The organism is Paenibacillus sp. FSL H8-0317, assembly GCF_045040685.1.
Taxonomy (GTDB): domain Bacteria; phylum Bacillota; class Bacilli; order Paenibacillales; family Paenibacillaceae; genus Paenibacillus.
The window spans coordinates 5601917-5620248 of record NZ_CP150294.1 but is presented as its reverse complement, the minus strand read 5'-3'; the positions used below and the strand labels follow the sequence as shown (position 1 = coordinate 5620248).

Genomic DNA, 18332 nt, shown 5'->3' with positions numbered 1-18332 from the left:
AAACCCTTGCTACATAAGGAAAAATAAAAGGCTAAAACGAGAGGATAGCCAGTCATTCGTTTATCCTCCACAATGAAGACATGAATTCAGGAAGTGATATTTTGTAATCGTTTCCAATGTGGGGAGGAAGACAATATGAAAGCCGAAACGGCGGCTCGAACACGGCCCGCTACCCGCAGTGACAAAAACCTGCTGTGGAGGGACATTATCAAAAACCGGTGGCTGTATATCATGTTAATACCGGGTGTGCTTTACTTTGTTATTTTCAAATACATACCCATGTATGGCATCACGATGGCTTTTCAGGATTACACCCCTTACAAGGGTATCTTGGGGAGTGAATGGGTAGGCTTCAAACATTTCCAGCGTTTCTTCGGAGAACCGCAGTTCTGGACATTATTTCGGAATACGTTTTTACTAGCCATTTATAACATTGTGTTCTTTTTCCCACTGCCGATTGTACTGGCACTCATGATGAATGAAGTTCGCCGTGAACGTTTCAAACGATTTGTACAAACTCTTGTTTATGTTCCACACTTTGTTTCCTGGGTTGTTGTTGTTGGTGTGTTCTACATGTTGTTCACAACCGAGGGTGGTGCGATTAATGAATTGCTCTATAACCTGACAGGACAAAAAGTGGCATTCCTGCTTGAACCTGGTTGGTTCCGAACGATGATTGTCGGACAATCCATCTGGAAAGAAGTCGGTTGGGGCACAATTATCTTCCTGGCTGCGCTTTCCGGTGTGGATACACAGCTCTATGAAGCTGCACGGATTGATGGTGCCAATCGCTGGCGCCAAACATGGCACATTACGCTGCCGGCCATTCGCAGTACAATCGTCATTTTGCTCATTCTGCGTCTGGGCAATTTCCTGGATACAGGTTTTGAACAGATCTTCCTGATGCTGACTCCGACGAACCGGGATGTGGGCGAGGTATTTGATACCTACGTGTACACGAAGGGTCTTACACAGGCACAGTACAGTTATAGTGCTGCTGTCGGGTTGTTCAAATCGGTTGTCGGGCTGGCGCTTGTCCTTGGTGCCAATACGATGGCCAAAAAATTCGGGGAGGAAGGCGTCTACTAACCTTTGGGTGCAGACGTTCTTCACCAGACAGGAGTGAACATTAAGATGCAACAGGATAAAACGTGGGGCAACCGGATCTTTGATATTCTCAATCATGGCTTGCTGCTGTTGATTGGAATCGTGACGGTCATCCCGTTCATTTATATTTTGGCCGTCTCGTTTACCAGTCCGCATGAAGTGGCTAAGGGAGGATTTATTCTTTTTCCCAAAGAGTTCTCTCTGGCTGCGTACCGTTACATTTTCTCTACAGATACCTTGATTCGCAGTCTGGGCGTATCGATCTATATTACGGTGATTGGTACCTTCATTAACCTGCTGTTTACGTCACTTATGGCTTATCCGCTCTCCAGAAGATATTTGCGTGGACGTCAGCCCATTTTGCTCGGTGTATTGTTCACGATGCTCTTCAGTGGCGGGATGATTCCAACATACTTTGTCGTAAAATCCTTGCACCTGACGGATACGTTGTGGTCGCTGATGCTACCGACCGCTATTAGTGCATTTAACTTGATTGTACTGAAAAACTTCTTCCAAGCCATTCCCGATGAACTGGAGGATGCAGCCAAAATTGATGGATGTAACGATGTCAGCGTATTGTTCCGGATTGTCCTGCCGTTGTCCATGCCAGCCATGGCGACATTTTCACTCTTTTACGCGGTGGCCCACTGGAACAGTTTCTTCAGCGCTGTTATCTATATCAACGATAGTGAGAAGTGGCCTGTCCAAGTCTGGCTACGTGAGATTGTCATTCTGGCACAGAGCCGAATCGGCGATACAAGTATCGAAGAGACCGAGATCCAGCCGCTTACCATTCGCATGGCAGTTATCGTATTCTCCACGATTCCGATTATGCTGGTATACCCATTCCTGCAAAAGCACTTTGCCAAAGGAGTGATGCTGGGTTCGGTGAAAGGTTGAGTCGTCAGATGGTTCAAAGTCAGTTCACTATGACTGCATAAAAAAAGGGAGGTTTTCATGTTATGAAAGCAACAAAAAAGAAAGCCGTAGCTGTCTTGAGCACACTAGCACTGGTGACAGGTTTGCTGGCAGGATGCGGATCAGACGAGGGTCAGGCTGCCGAGGGCGGCGTACAAAATGTGTCCATAGCCATTGCACAGGTAGGTGATGTGCCAAGCAAAGGCAATGAAGTTCAGCAAAAGATTGAAGCGTATACCAATACCAAACTGGATATCCAGTGGATTCCGGCTTCGGCCTACAATGACAAAATTAACGTAATGATCGCTTCAAGTGATATGCCGAAAATTGTGAAGGTGCAATATAATCCAACGGTGACCAGTGCAATGCGTAATGACGTGTTCTGGGAAGTGGGGCCTTTGCTGAAAGATTACAAAAATCTGTCGGCACAGAACGAGCGTTTCTTTGACAACATCAAGGTAGAGGGCAAAATCTATGGTGTTCCCGTATTCTCGGATATTGCGCGGGCTACAGTGATCTATCGCAAGGACTGGTTCGAGAAGCTGAATCTGAAGGTGCCAACGACACCGGATGAATGGTATGAAACGATTAAAACACTGGCTACCTCCGATCCGGATGGAGATGGTCAGGATAATACATTTGGACTGATGCTTTTCAAAAAATACAATGAGGACCAATATTCCTTCACGACTCGCCTTGGCGTAAGCTTTGGTGCACCTAACAAATGGAAAGTCGAGGATGATGGCAGCTTCACGCCGGAATTCATGACACCGGAATATATGCAGGTGTTGGATCTGCTGAAACGTTTGTACGATGAGAAACTGCTGAACCAGGACTTTGCCGTATTCGACTCTACAGAAGCGGAGAAAAAGTATGATTCCGGTGTTGTCGGTATTCGTGTTGGTGTTGCTCAGAACGGAAAAAGTCAGCAAGAGCGTCTGTCCAAAAACAATCCGGATGGTGTGGTAGACATCGCTGGTTTGCTTGGACCGAACGGAGATCGTGTTGCAGGACAGACGGGTAACTCCGGAATTCTGGCATTCCCTAAATCAACGGTGAAATCGGAAGAAGAACTCAAGGATTTGCTCTCCTTCCTCGATAAATTGATGGACCCTGAGATGGCTACCCTGTTGATGCGTGGTATGGAAGACAAACATCACACCAAAGTGGGCGAAAATCAAGTGGAGATGAGTGACTTCGATGCATTCCAGCGTGAAGTGAAACCTTACCGTGACAACCTTCCTTATGTGGAAGGATATAACGTACCGAAATTGAAGGATACCGAACTGGGGGAAAAAGGTACGACACTTGCCAAGGAACTGGCGGAGCACGCTGTGCCAAACCCTGCGCTGACGTTATATTCTCCAACGTATGGTGACCGTGGGGCGGATCTGGATCAGGTGATTGCCGATGCACAAACCAAATACATTATGGGCAAGATCGATCAAAGTGGCTGGGAAAAGGAAATCGAGAATTGGGGCAATGCTGGTGGAAACAAGATTCGTGAGGAATATGCCGAAGATTACAAAAAACAGGCTCAATAAAGAGCCGGAAGCGGAGGCTTGATCATGAAGGAAACACTGCAATTCACATCGGTGCGCATGGCACAGCAATTCATGGAGAGTTATCGCAACCATGAGCTGTACGCCACTTGGCATTACGAGAACGGCTGCTTTTTGAAAGCACTGGAGGAGCTTTATACACACACGGGGGAGCAAAAGTATTTTGACTACATCCGTGAGCTGATGGATCATTTCGTTCAGGAAGATGGCTCCATTCGCTCCTATGCGATCGAGGAATATAATCTGGATCAGATCAATCAGGGAAAATCACTGTTCCTGCTGCATGAGAAAACGGGAGAAGAGAAGTATCGCAAAGCTGCGGAGTTGCTTATGACTCAGCTTAAGGGACAGCCACATACGAGTGAAGGCGGGTTTTGGCACAAAAAGATTTACCCTTTCCAGATGTGGCTGGATGGATTGTACATGGCTACTCCGTATCTGACCCAGTATGGCGCAGTGACGGGTGAAGAGAAGTGGTTTGACAAAGCGGCTCTGCAGCTCTTGCTGGTGGAGCAACGCACACGTGATCCGCGTAGTGGTCTCTTGTACCATGCCTGGGATGAGAGCAAAGAGCAGCGCTGGAGTTCGGGAGAGACCGGATGTTCTCCACATGTCTGGAGCCGGGCAATGGGCTGGTATGTGATGGCGGTTGTGGACACCTTGGATTACCTGCCAGTAGATCATCCGCAGCGCGGGCAGATTGTGGGTATCTTCGAACGGATAGCAAACGCACTAGTGCATGTGCAGGATCAGCAGACCGGACTATGGCCACATCTGTTAGATCAGCCGGGACGTGAGCGGAACTATCTGGAAGCTTCCGGTACTTCAATGTTTGTCTATGCATTGGCCAAAGGTGTGCGTAAAGGATATCTGAGTGGCAAGTTCAAAGCGGTTGCGGAAAAAGGATATCAGGGTCTGCTGCAGCATCTGCTGCAAACGGATCGTGAAGGCGTACTGTCCCTGACGCAGTGTAACGGCGGAGCCGGCCTCGGAGGAAGCCCGTATCGTGATGGGTCATACGAGTATTATGTTACCGAGTCCATTCGAATCAATGATCCGAAATCGGTTGCTCCGTTCATTTTGGCAGGAGTGGAGATTGAACTTTACAAGTCCAACTAACATGTACATGAGAACGTAGAGGACAGAAATAACTTGAGGAAGCGAAGCGTTCGCCTAAAAGCTTTCTGAAAGAAAGCTGCATCGGAAGCATAGGCTTATCCCCGGATTTTCCCCTTGTTTAGAAGGGAATCAAAAAAATCTGGGGATAACAGCGATCTGAAGGTTGTTCTGTCATCGGAGTGGTCTGTGTACATAACCTTATCCAAAAGGAGAGATGGTTCATGAGTCCAAAAGGTCCAATGTCCCGTTTAGGCGGAATCGTTGTAATTGGTGCAATGTCCGCTGGATTGCTTGCAGGTTGCGGGGGAGAAAAAGCACCTGCTGCAGGGGAAGGTAAACTTCCCATTTCCATCTCTTTAATGCAGGTAGGAGACATACCGGCCAAGGAGAACGGGATTGAAAAGAAGATTGAGGAATATACAAATACGGATGTCAATGTACAGTGGATTCCGCAGTCTGCTTTTGATGATAAGGTGAATGTTATGGTTGCTTCAGGCGAGATGCCGACCATTATGCGTGTGAATTATGTGCCGACCACATTTAATGCCGCCAAAACGGGACTGTTCTGGGAACTGGGGCCTTACTTGAAGGATTATAAAAACCTGTCTGCGCAATCCGAAGCTTATTTTAACAATATCAAAATTGAAGGCAAGGTCTACGGTATTCCGAACTTCCGGGATATTGGACGGACTGCGATCGTATATCGCAAGGACTGGTTTGATACATTAAAGCTGGATATACCCAAAACGCTGGATGATTGGTATGAAGTGATGCGCTCCATTCGTAAGGACGACCCTGACGGGAATGGTAAAGAGGATACGTATGGTGCGCTGCTGTTCAAAAAATATAATGAAGGTGTCTCGTCCCCTCTGACGCGGATCGCTGTAAGTATCGGTGGCGTTAATAAATGGGGAGTGGATGATGCCGGGAAATTGACCCCGGAGTTCCTGACCACTGAATATGTGGATACGATGAAACTCTTCAAGCGACTGTTCAGCGAGGGACTGATTAATAGTGATTTCCCTGCCCTGGACCCTTCCGATGCGGACAAAAAAATGGATTCCGGCCTGGTTGGCATGAAGCTTAACGGTGTGGCCCAAAACGGAAAGTCCTCTCAGCAGCGACTTACACCTAATGCTCCGGATGGGGAGATTGACGTGGCTCCTTTCCAGGGAACCGATGGTATTCGTATCGCCGGGGAGCCAGGAAACTACGGAATGCTGGTCATCCCGAAGGCATCCGTTACGGATGAGGAGCAATTGAAGCAGGTTCTTACGTTCCTGGACCAGTTGATGGATGAGGAATTGAGTACGTTGCAGCTCCGTGGATTGCTCGATGTGCACTACAGCAAGACTGCGGATGGGAAAACCGAACTTAAAGATTTTGACGCTTATCAGCGTGAAGTGAAGCCATATCGGGATAATCTGTTAAGTATTGAAGGTTATAATGTGCCTGAACTGGTTGATGTTCCGATTGGTATGAAAGGTACAAAGATGGCGCGTGAGAATGAGCAGTACGCCATCGCCAATCCGGCACTCACCTTGTCTTCGGCAATCTATACCGAGCGTGGTCAGGAGTTGGATCAGATGATCTGGGATGCGCAGACCAAGTACATTATGGGCAAAATCGATGATGCAGGTTGGGAGCAGGAAATCGCAAGCTGGAGAAAAGCCGGTGGTGATCAATTGATTACGGAACTCGAAGCATCCTATAAGGAATTAAACGGGAAATAAAGCTGGCTGAAATAAAAAAAGGGTTGATCAAATGGAATGATATGGTTTATTCTATGAATGAGTTCATTTTTCCAATATCATAAGAAAAACCACACCCTTAAAGCATAAGGCTATGAATCTGCGGATTCATGGCCTTTTTTTGTGTTTTAGGCGAATGAAGTGGGTCTATGGAAGGAGGGGTGCACACCTTGAAGTAATGGGGATGGACGAAAAATAATACCAATAGCCTAGTACAACATGGTAGAATATTGATTATTATGGCAAATTTAGGTTTTGGTTATGGAGAGAGTGACTAGGTTGACCAAGTAAAGCATCCCCATACTAAGGTACATAGGAGCGTGAGTAGATTGAAGAAGCAGATCAAAGGACACGAGAAGAAGAAAAAACGGAACGTGTGGATCGTCGGGTTATTAACGACAGCTGTATTGGCAGGAACACTATTGAACGTTGGACCTGTACATCTGACCTCAACAGCGAATGCTGCATCGGGGATAAGTGATACTGCTCTTAGCAAGTTCAAGGATATCAAGGGCCACTGGGCTCAAGCGACTATTGCCAAAGCTTATGAAAAAAATCTTATCTCTGGTTACCAGGACGGAACGTTTCGTCCTAATGGCAAAATCACGCGTGGGGAATATGCGACAATACTCGCCCGTGCGACTGAACTGGAGAAGGTAGAGGGGCAGAATCCCTTTGCTGATCTCAAGGGACATTGGTCTGAAGCGGCGGTTAGCCAACTTGTTGGACAAGGATTCATTAACGCTGGCGATTACGCCAAAGGGTTCAATCCGAATGCGGAACTGACACGTTACGAGATGATGAAATGGATTGCCAATGGACTGATCAAGTCCGGAGCCAGCTTCCAGGATGCTTTTAACGATACAAAAAATACGCTTCTCCCCACACCGGAAGTGAACCGCGGCACCATTCGTGCCGAGCAGATTCCGTATCTTGCTCTCGTTCGTGGGACGGGCATTGTCGGTGGATTCCAGGATGGCACATTGAAACCAGCGGATTCCACCACTCGTGCAGAAGTATCGGCCATTTTGCTGCGTTATATGGATGTGGAGGGCACGGATGCCGGGAAGTACAGTGACCTGAATGAGATGAGAGAGGTCGGCACGACGGGGACAAATTTAACGACAATTAGTAATTATAGGTACACTAAGAATTCAGTCAAAGTTAGTGATATATCAAAAGAAGAAATTAATTTATCCAATAAATCTGGTGTAGTTACACTCCATAGATATATCGTAGTGGATGTTACCCAAGGTAAAGCAAAAGGTATCTATGCACCATTATTTATTGGTACAGAAACACATCTTTTCAAAGGTAATTATATGGCTTTTGCAGATATATCTTTTACATCAAAAATTGAGAAATCCAATTTAATCACCTTTAATGGCGGCTTATATAGTGGTTTTTTACAGTTTAATCGATTGGATCTTGAACAAACCTCTAAGAATGGCTTGGTTACTATCCCTGAGAGTTCGAGTGAATTGATTAAGAAAGATGTAAAGAAGAGATTTTGGATCACATCCGTTTTGGATGGAAAAAGGGGGGCATATATCTTTAATGAAAAAAGTAAAAATGTCCTACAAATCCAAAATATGTGATTAGTATTAAATGGTGGTGAAGTATTATTGTGGGTCCATGGTGAGAAAAAATCCTTAATTGTTATCTTAATTTTTCTTTTTATTATACTATGTTTGAATTTATCATCGCCTATAGAAGCTGCAGGCTCGGATCCGTATGGGCCTAAGAAACAAGAAATATCTAATACAATAGAGTCGTTAGAAAGGGTAGCAAATCCAGGTGTTTATTGGTATCAGCTTGATAATGGTAGCTTCAGGGCAGATCACACTAACGGACCAACTTTCTCGGATAACCTTAATAGTAATTCGTGTTCTAGACCATTCCCAGTTGAGAAAGAAATACCTAACGAAGTCGATTTTTCCAGGTGGCCTGCTGAACATTGGCCAGAGTTCCAATCCCAAAGAATTACACAGCGAATGGTAGAAAACATTCGGATTAAGAGCGTAGATTATCAAACAAGCAATAAGCAGTTATTCTATACTGGGGTTGGTACTACGGTGATAAGAGAAGGTAGTACTATAGTAAAAATCATTACCAAAACAGGAGGTTCACACCAAGTAACTGAGTGGGATGATTATGAGAATGGTGGTAGAACAAATCAAGGTTGTCTCAAGCAAGTGGTAGCCTACCATACACCAATGGACATCATTTGGGAAGGCGATCTGGTTGAAGAAAAAGAAATCGATGTAACTCCAAATAAAACCCTTACCCTAGGTCAAACTCAGCAGATGGAAGCCAAGGTGAAGACGAAGGGCTATGGTGCGAGAGCCTTTGGTGAGGGCATCGACGTATCGCGAAGGGAAGCAGAGATCAAATGGTTTTCTTCTGACGAGACGATTGCGAGTATAGAGTTGAAAACAGGGATGCTAACGGCCGAAAGTCCGGGCACGGTCACTGTGCGTGCGATCTGGAACAATGGTACATATCTAATCTCGGATACTGCCACCATAACTGTCACGTCTGAGCCAGGACTCGTTGTGAATTTGCCGAACGCTTGTAAAGCCAATACGACACCTCTACAGGCAGAAGCCGTTCTAACCAAACCGGATCGCTCTGTTCATAAACTGACGGCTCATCCCAAATTGACGTGGCAGAGCTCGAATCCGGCTGTGGCAACGATCGGTGCTGATGGCAAAATCACGACAAAAGGGATCGTGGGTAGCACGACCATAAAAGCTCATTTTCTTGATTCTGCTCAGCAACTGAATGAACAAGGGACTCAGGTGCTTGAGGTGAAGGACTGCACAGATAATGGAGAAGGTGGTAATGATGGTGATCCGGGGGGCGACCCTGTGAACGCTTGCCCTGTGACCATCAGCCCACCGAGTAGAGGCACGGTTATTGAAGCATCAGTTATGGACCCGTCTGTTGGAGGTGTGTTGAAGGCAGACGATCGGGGATCTGAGAAGTTTGATGTTACCCGTGGTATTCCAACTTCGGAAGATCTTTATGCCAATGTTTTGGCCAAGGAATATCTGTTTCAGCACCGTTGGGTTAACATGACAGGAACGGTGACTTACACTGTTAAAGTGAAAAGGGTGTATCATAAAACCTGGACGATCCCGGGAAGAGCGTCTAGTGGTGAGGGGGATCCAGGAACACCTCCTGAGCCAAAAGAACTTGATGTGCCCGGGGATAAAACCATGCAAGTAACACGGACATATAGCTATTGGCAGATCGATAACCTGGAGGTTTACAAGTTAAATGAGGCCAAGGTATCTAACTATGCGTTAGGCGGTTATGGTGACACCGTGACCCTGATGCCCAATGCATATACACCACCGACTTTGCAATCGGCTATGGATACTGCGATTACCAATCATGTGAAACCTGCGCCATGTCGAGAAATTGATCTTGGTATCAAAGGGGTTCCGGGTGGTTCGGCTGAACCGCCTACGCCAGATGAAACGTCATTGTTTCAATCTGAAGCTGAAGCGGAGGTTAGAGAGAACACCGTTAATAACGACAAGGTAAACTTTAATGGAGCGACAATTATGGATCCTGCCCCGGTGGAGAAAACAACTCCAAGACCTGGGACAATCCCGCAGCCTGGCGTGATTGGAGAAGATGTTCTGTACCAGAACCGTCTGACAATCAAGAACACATTGATGAACAAAGCTAACCAGCCAACCACGGGTGAGATTACGTATGGACTGCTCCCTGGCAATGTTAACGGAGGTCAGGATCAGAAGTTCCCCATTCTGGGCATTAACACGGTGACAGTACATACTCCAGTTGTGAACTATGCCTGGGTGTCTGATGATCAGCCTCATAATCAGAAGACTACGCCTGATCCGACCAGAGCTGCACTTATTTTAGAGCGTCCATTCATTGTGCGGATACCGACCTCAGGTCAACATTTGGATGTAGCAAGTTACCCAGGTTATGGAAACCATGATTATGCGAAATATTTCCGGATCAAACAGGTTCGTTTCCCATTCGATGTCTATAACGGTGCCAGAAGTCAGTTTATTCCGGCTATGACATGGGTGGATATTCCGGTAAATCAGTTGGACACTCCTTTTTATCTTCCTGTATGGGTAGATGAAGGGAATTACCAGGTCGAGTTTCGTAATATCGCCGAAAATGCACCTGCAAACTTCACAGGACAGCAGGATGCCAATACGAATCTGACTCATCATGTCGCAGCAGATACCGTTGCTGTAGAGGTTATCGGACGATTGTATGATTTTCACATCACCGATATTTCAGACTACAACTGGGAGATTGTGTTCCGTAAGCGGATAGGCAGCCCCGAACCAACGGGTGTAAGCTACTGGACCGGAGGAAACAGTATAGACGGAGATCCCCGAGGTAATTTGGCTCCCTATGTCCTGCCTATTCGTCCCGGCAGTCATCCGATACAGGGTTTCCGAAATGCTGCAGTGAAGACGGGTTACCATTTCAAGTTTGATCTGAAAACCAAGGGTAATATGTTTGGGAAACAGGACGGTATCCGAATCACGCCGACGTTCTCTTTTGTGAGTAAAGATGGCACCACCCGGCAAGGAGTGGATTTATACTACCATCGAGGACAGGAACGACTCATTCGTATTGGATCGGCACAAGATTTAGAAAAACGCTTTGTTGTCCTGAACTCACGTTTGCGAAATGTCCCCGGTACGGAGTTAGGTGATACAGCGCGTTATCAGTATACCTATGAACTGTCGGAGGAGGAACGCAATCAGGGTACAATGGCGGAACATATGGTTCGTTTCGTGGATCAGACCTCTCATCATAAAACGTGGGTAGGTCGTTATGACTGGATGATTCTTCCTTCACAGATCCGTACACTCATTGGCCCAAAAGCAGATATTCCCTCCAGTGTTAATGTAGATCGGGCGAATGCAGCGATTCAGCGCTGGTATGGGGAATATAGCTTGCCAGCAGATGTATATGCAGTACCCAAAGGAACCGATTTAGAGCCACTTGCCAAACAAAACCAGTTGGATGAGAAGGCAATGGTATTTCTGAGGGATGGTTACATTGTGGTTAACTTCAATATCGAAACATTGCGCAGTGGCAATACGAGTGCGCCACATCTGCAATATATTCACGCACCGTTGATGAATCAATGGCATATGGAAGGTTTTGATAACAGCCCGGTAGATGGTCAGGGGAGAAGCTGGCCGATGCAAGATGGGGACGTGGTTTTGTACCACGCCGATCAATCCAGCCGGAATGATTTCCAATCCCAGGTACCGCATTAGAGAGAATCGTTTTACCCATAAAGAAGGCAGGCGTCATGTGAATCTACATGACGTTTGTCTTCTTTTGTGTAATTGGGATTATGGTTGGGCAGCAGAACGGGTATAAAGGGTAAGGAGCACTCGTATCATCCATGTTCATCAATTTTCTCAACGAGAGGGGAAGAACACACATGATTGAAGAGGATAAGCAGGAACTATTGATTTCAGAAGATACATACCAAGGAAGAGATTTAGGTGTCACATTAGAAGCACAAACCTGTCACTTTAAAGTCTGGTCACCGTTAGCCGTTCAGATGGAACTACTTCTGTACCCACCTTTGACAGGGGGGAGCCCGGAGGAAGAGCCCAATCAACGGAAACAGCAGGCGTTACCTATGCAAAAGAAAGAACAAGGCATCTGGGTTCTGGAACTGGAGGGTGATTTAAACAGCTACCGTTACATGTACAAGCCTACTTTCGAAGATGGACATTCGACCCATGCTGTAGATCCCTACGCACGAGCAGTGACCATGAATGGAGAAATGGGTGTAATTGTGAGACTGGAGCAAACACATCCGAAGGGATGGAGTGAGGATATTCGCCCGCAATTGACCAGTCCTGTAGATGCAATCTTGTACGAACTGCATGTACGTGATTTTTCCATTCACCCATCATCTGGCATAACGAATAAAGGCAAATACATGGCTTTCACCGAGACGGGTCTGCGTGATTCGGAGGGCAACACACTGGGGATCGATCATTTGGTTGAACTCGGGATTACACATGTGCATCTGCTGCCTGTATTTGATTTTGCGACGGTGGATGAATCCAGAGTAGATGGTGATACGTCTGATGGCTCCAACTATAACTGGGGATATGATCCGCTTCATTACAATGTCCCGGAAGGTTCCTATACATCACGTGCAGATGATCCGGAGACACGAATTCGTGAGTTCAAATCCATGGTGCTTGCCCTTCATAACAAGGGGATAGGTGTCATTATGGATGTGGTATATAATCATACCTTTAACACAGCAGGCAGCTCTTTTGAAAAACTTGTACCAGGGTACTACTATCGTCAAAACGCCGATGGGACCTACAGCAATGGTTCAGGTACGGGCAATGAGGTGGCTACTGAACGCACCATGGTTCGCAAGTTTATCATCGACTCGGTCCGTTACTGGGCAGAGGAGTATCATGTGGATGGTTTTCGATTTGACCTGATGGGTCTGATCGACACAACTACGATGAAACAGCTTGCAGCGGAGGTGCACACCGAAGTGTCACCTTCCATATTGTTATATGGTGAACCATGGGGTGCACTGGATTCGCCGCTTGGAGATGATATGACCCTAAAAGGAGCGCAGCGCGGGGCGGGTTTTGCTGTGTTTAACGATAATTACCGCGGAGTGATCAAGGGAGACAGCGATGGTGTGGGTACGGGATTTGCGACAGGTGCGGACGGGAAAGAAGACGAATTGTGGACTGGCGTCCGGGGAGCCATTGAGGATTTTACGGATGGTCCATCCGAGACGATTAACTATGTAACCGTGCATGATAATCTCAATCTGTGGGATAAAGTCGCGCGTACACAAGGACTCCACGATACCCTGAATTTCCTCAGCTATAACGAGGATGGAAGTATTTGTGGTTGCGAGAGCGTGGAAGAGGCTGTAGAGAAGGCTAAGCCTTACCTGCAGATTGATCCGGAACACATTCTGGAGAATGAGACCGTTAGGCGTAGTTTGCTTGCCAATGGTATCGTTCTAACCTCCCAGGGTGTACCCCTGATCGCGGCTGGAGATGAGCTGCTTCGAAGTAAATATGGGGACGCCAACAGCCACCAGAGTGGAGACATGGTCAATGCCATACACTGGGAGCAGAAGAAGCTGTTCAAGCCGGTATTTGATTATTATCGTGGGCTGATCCGTCTTCGGCGAGAACATCCAGTATTTCGACTTCGTACACGGGAAGAGATCGAGAAGCATGTTCGTCTAATAGAAAAAGGAAATGGGCTGCTAGCCTATGAACTGAACGGTACAGCAGCCAGCGATTCATGGGAACGCATTGTTGTTATCTATAACGCGGCAAAAGAAAACCGTGACATCGCTGTTCCCACAGGGACATGGAATGTGATTGTAGAAAAAGGACAAGCAGGCGTTGATACGATACGTACCATACAGGACGGACAGGTACATGTGAATGCGATTTCCCTAACGGTAATGTATTCCAATTCCTGATGAACGCAATGCTTGCCAAGAATTGAAGGGTACCAACAAACCATTAGTAAAATCGCTACTAAGGCCCGTTCTAGATATCCAATCCAATCTAATCAAATAAATTGAGATAAAACAAATCCCCCTTTTCTGTATGAAAGGGGGATTTGTTGATGCGTCAGAAACCATTGCCTTGGTCGCAAGGCTATACCTTGTCATGTCTGACCTTCTTTATGCTGTGCACCTGTTGGTGCATTTTAATCTCAACCAAATGACATCCTGCAATTTATTCTTGTATATTCCAAATTTTTTTTGTCGGGACAGGTACAAATGCTGTCAATCTATGGCGCTTGTTTTCATATCCTATATTTTGAAAGCGATTGCTAATTGAATACGCAAATTGGACCGATATGATGAGTACAGACAACCCCGGGTTGACAAACAACGTCCCGCTCCGTAACATCGGGACAACACGAAATCAATGGATATAAAGGCGGTGGGAACGATGCCGGAATGGACTTCTTTTTGTTACGAAGGCAACGATCTTGGCTTAACATATACTCGTGCGGCAAGTACTTTTAAATTGTGGGCACCTACGGCACAACAGGTTTATATATTGATTTTTGACGATGAAGGGCATTACAACGATAGTGGTAAAGTACAAGATCATGAAAATGGGCAGGAACATACTCTGACACGTGATGCGGACGGAATATGGAGTCTGAAGCTCAGCGGCGATTGGGCAGGACATTATTATATGTACCGAATTATCCATGATGATCAGCGGATTGAAGTCGTTGTTGATCCTTATGCCAGAGCGGTAACGGCTAATGGGCAACGAACGGCTATTATAGATCTGGAGACAACCAATCCGATCGATTGGGACCTGGATGTCAAACCTGCTTTTCTGCGTCCTGTTGATGCCGTGTTATATGAGTTGCATGTCCGTGATTTCTCCTCAGACCCACATGCAGATATTCCGTATAAGGGAAAATATCTGGCATTCACAGCATCCGGTCTGACGGATAGAGCAGGCAATAGTATTGGCGTAGACCATCTTGCCGAACTGGGAGTTACTCATGTACATCTTCTGCCTGTGGCGGATTATCAGACGGTGAATGAACTTGCTACGGCAGATGTGGGTTCAAACGTCAGAGCACCATACAACTGGGGGTATGATCCCCAGCATTATAACGTTCCCGAAGGTTCGTATGCGACAGATCCTCGTGATCCTGCAGTTCGCATCCGGGAGCTCAAATCACTCGTTCAATCCTTGCACAGACAAGGCATTCGCGTTGTACTCGATGTTGTCTATAATCATACGTATAGCGTGGAAGAGGGACCTTTTGAACGGATTGTACCAGGCTATTATTACCGTTATCGGGAGGATGGCACCCTCAGCAATGGTTCTGGTGTAGGCAATGAATTGGCGACAGAACGTCCAATGGTGCGAAAATATATTTTGGATTCTCTCCGATATTGGGCAGAAGAATATCATGTGGACGGATTTCGATTTGACCTTATGGCCCTGATTGATACGGAAACGATGAATGAATTGACACGTGAATTGAAGGAACAGATCGATCCGGCGTTTCTGATCTATGGGGAACCCTGGATGGGTGGAGATTCACCTTTGGACCGCAAAACATTAAAAGGAACCCAGCGAGGTCAGGGGTTTGCAGTATTTAATGATCATTTTCGCAGTGCAATCAAGGGCGATAGTGATGGCAGTGGCAGAGGGTTTGTCACGGGTGCCGGAGGGCAGGAATATGAGCTTATTAGGGGATTAGCGGGAGCACTGGATGATTTCACATCTTCACCTGTGGAAGTTGTTAATTATGTAACTGCTCATGATAATCTCAATCTGTGGGATAAAATTGCGACAACAATGAACCTTAGACATGAATTAGGATTTCCCGTATGGAAGGACGGACAGCCCGTGGGTGGTGGGAGTGCTGAGTCCGCTGTAAAAGCAGCAGATCCTTATCGGTATGTGGATGCAGATGATGTTTTGAATCATGAGATGGTTCGTCGCTCTTTACTGTCTTCCGGCATTCTGCTTACTTCTCAGGGAATTCCGTTTCTGCATTCAGGGGATGAGATGCTCAGATCCAAAGCCGGTGATCATAACAGTTATCGGAGCGGGGATGCGGTGAACGCCATCACATGGGCCAACAAATCACGGTTCAGACCGGTGTTCGACTACTATCGTGGTCTTATTCATTTGCGGCGAACCCATCCCGCTTTTCGTATGATTGATGCTGAACAGGTACGAAATCACCTTCGTGTTATTCGTGCGGATGGCAATGTAGTTGCCTTTATACTTCAGAATGGTGCGAATCAGGACACCTGGAATCAGATTATGGTCATTTACAACGGAATGGAACATGAGCAGCATGTCGACCTGGGGGAAGGGGACTGGCATGTTGTAGTCAATGATCGTCAGGCAGGCACAGACCTGATCGAGACTGTTCGTGGTACTGTTCAGGTAGAACGATGGTCCTTAATGGTACTGTATGACACAGAGCATGCTGGAGGCGCTGAACCATCAACAGTGGAGATTAGTTTTCCTCGCCAGGTATATAGTCCGAAGGAGACCACTCAACTGCGAGCGATCGTACGGGACAGTATTGGCAATGTGGTGGAAAAAGCTCCAGTTACCTGGACTTCTTCTGATCCGGATATCATTCAGATCCAGCCTGATGGAACAATCCATGCACTGGAACGAGGGGAAGCTTCGATTACAGTCCATTGTGGGGACATAACGGCAAGCTGTATGTTACAAGTGGATTATCGTCATGCTGAACGAATCGAAATTGTGGGCGAACCTGTCATGTATATGACTCGAATTAGTCGCTTCCGTGCCTTGGTTCTGGATCAATTTGGTCAGCCGCTTCAGGATTCAAATATACGCTGGAGCTCTACTCATCCAGAACTTGCAGCGGTGAGTGCAGCAGGGATCGTACGTGCGATGACACCTGGAGTAACCCATATTATTGCTGAAGCTGGAGGAATCCGGGCAACGCTTGGCGTAACGATTCATAAACAAATTTCGCGAACCGTCACGCTTCGATACGAACGGGAAGACCAGCACTATGAAGGTTGGGATGTCTGGGTATGGGGCACAGGTATGGAGGACGGAGCAGTACGGCTGGAACAAGTCGGAAATGCCGCCGAAGCCCGCTTCCGCGTTGCTCCGGGTCTGCATCACCTGGGATTGATCATTCGATTAAACGAATGGGAAGCTAAAGATACGTGCGGAGACCGTTACGTGGACATTGTACCTGAAGACGGTGATGTGCACATTATTGTCCGTAGCGGATCAGACGAGATGCAGATCATTCGTGAAATCGAAAAAACAGAGGATCGTAATAGCGCATAATTTTCTTTATTTATAACGTCGAATGTAATTCGTCAAAACCTTGTTAAATCAGCAGTTGGAAGAGATTCCGACTGCTTTTTTGGTCTGATTATGAGCCGCATAACTTGCCGGAAAATAATTAATTGTCCTCTTGCGTGTTTGAGATCCTCTATCATTGGGGTAAATATAGATATGGCCCACGATTCGGCCAAAGGAAAAAAGACCATCATGGTCTATGAGATAAGCCTCAGCGCTTTCCAACAAATATAATGTAGTGATCCCTTGAAGGAGGATGTTCAATCATGAAATCCAACGGAAAAATGGCTCAACTTACAGCAACGCCAAGAACGGAAAAGAAAGGTGCAGCACTGCGCCTGTTAAGACAAGGCGGACGAGTTCCTGCAGTCGTTTACGGCCCGGGACTTGAAGGTGCTTCAATACATGTAGATGAAAAAGAAATGCTGAAAGTGGCACGCACAGGCCGCTCCGAAATGTTCAACCTGAATGTTGAGGGCGGTAAAACGGTTCCGGTGCTGATCAAGGATCAGCAAGAGCGTAACGGACGTTTGCTGCACGTAGACTTTTTGCAAATTTCCAAGAACAAGCCGATCAGTGTAAGTGTATCGATCGACTTCCAGGGTACAGCGGCCGGCTCGAAAGCTGGCGGTGTATTCCAGACACAGGAGACACAGCTGGAAGTAGAAGGATTGCCTGCGGATCTGCCAACGTCCATTGAAGTGGATGTTAGCGGATTGGATATTGGTGATCGCTTGACTGCTGCGGATATCAAGCTGGACAAAGGTTTGACACTTATAACATCACCTGAGTCCATCATCGCTTCCGTCATGCCGCCACAAGCCGCTGAGGAAGAGCCAACGGCTTCTGCTGAGGAAGCTGAACCGGCAGCTGAAGAAAAAGCTACAGAAGAATAAGCAAAGCTCAGGGATCTTATCAGATCGCATGTTTAGCCGAAGCCCAGTCCTGGTGACTGGGCTTTTTATACTTTCAGGACAATGGATTGGGCTAGTCGC

10 protein-coding genes are annotated in these 18332 nt (G+C 46.7%); all 10 read left to right on the top strand.

Annotated features, from left to right (window positions below):
- Positions 1-135 precede the first annotated feature (135 nt).
- The 10 genes from MHB43_RS25180 to MHB43_RS25135 all read left to right on the top strand — a co-directional run bounded on the left by MHB43_RS25180 (position 136) and on the right by MHB43_RS25135 (position 18233).
- Positions 136-1089, top strand: coding sequence for a sugar ABC transporter permease (locus tag MHB43_RS25180; RefSeq protein ID WP_145323915.1), 954 nt, complete (start codon positions 136-138; stop codon positions 1087-1089).
- 45 nt (positions 1090-1134) lie between these two features.
- Positions 1135-2007, top strand: coding sequence for a carbohydrate ABC transporter permease (locus MHB43_RS25175; protein ID WP_076212380.1), 873 nt, complete (start codon positions 1135-1137; stop codon positions 2005-2007).
- A 62-nt stretch (positions 2008-2069) separates the two neighbouring features.
- Positions 2070-3569 carry an extracellular solute-binding protein gene (locus tag MHB43_RS25170; RefSeq protein WP_405130675.1) on the top strand — a complete coding sequence of 500 codons (1500 nt, stop codon included), beginning with the start codon at positions 2070-2072 and terminating at the stop codon, positions 3567-3569.
- A 24-nt stretch (positions 3570-3593) separates the two neighbouring features.
- Entirely contained in the window at positions 3594-4706 is a 1113-nt protein-coding gene (locus tag MHB43_RS25165) for a glycoside hydrolase family 105 protein (RefSeq protein WP_405130674.1), read from the top strand.
- A 221-nt stretch (positions 4707-4927) separates the two neighbouring features.
- Complete coding sequence (locus tag MHB43_RS25160; RefSeq protein WP_339178722.1) at positions 4928-6439, top strand: extracellular solute-binding protein; 1512 nt, start codon at positions 4928-4930, stop codon at positions 6437-6439.
- Positions 6440-6777: 338 nt separating this feature from the next.
- Positions 6778-8055, top strand: coding sequence for an S-layer homology domain-containing protein (locus MHB43_RS25155; protein WP_405130673.1), 1278 nt, complete (start codon positions 6778-6780; stop codon positions 8053-8055).
- Positions 8056-8532: 477 nt separating this feature from the next.
- Positions 8533-11745: a DUF5704 domain-containing protein gene (locus tag MHB43_RS25150; protein WP_405130672.1), complete on the top strand. Its 3213-nt coding sequence runs from the start codon at positions 8533-8535 to the stop codon at positions 11743-11745.
- Positions 11746-11915: 170 nt separating this feature from the next.
- Complete coding sequence (pulA, locus tag MHB43_RS25145) at positions 11916-13964, top strand: type I pullulanase (protein ID WP_405130671.1); 2049 nt, start codon at positions 11916-11918, stop codon at positions 13962-13964.
- A 481-nt stretch (positions 13965-14445) separates the two neighbouring features.
- Complete coding sequence (pulA, locus tag MHB43_RS25140; protein ID WP_405130670.1) at positions 14446-17322, top strand: type I pullulanase; 2877 nt, start codon at positions 14446-14448, stop codon at positions 17320-17322.
- A 281-nt stretch (positions 17323-17603) separates the two neighbouring features.
- Positions 17604-18233 (top strand): 50S ribosomal protein L25, encoded by a 630-nt coding sequence (locus MHB43_RS25135; protein WP_076212356.1) that lies wholly within the window; start codon positions 17604-17606, stop codon positions 18231-18233.
- The last annotated feature ends 99 nt before the right edge of the window (positions 18234-18332 follow it).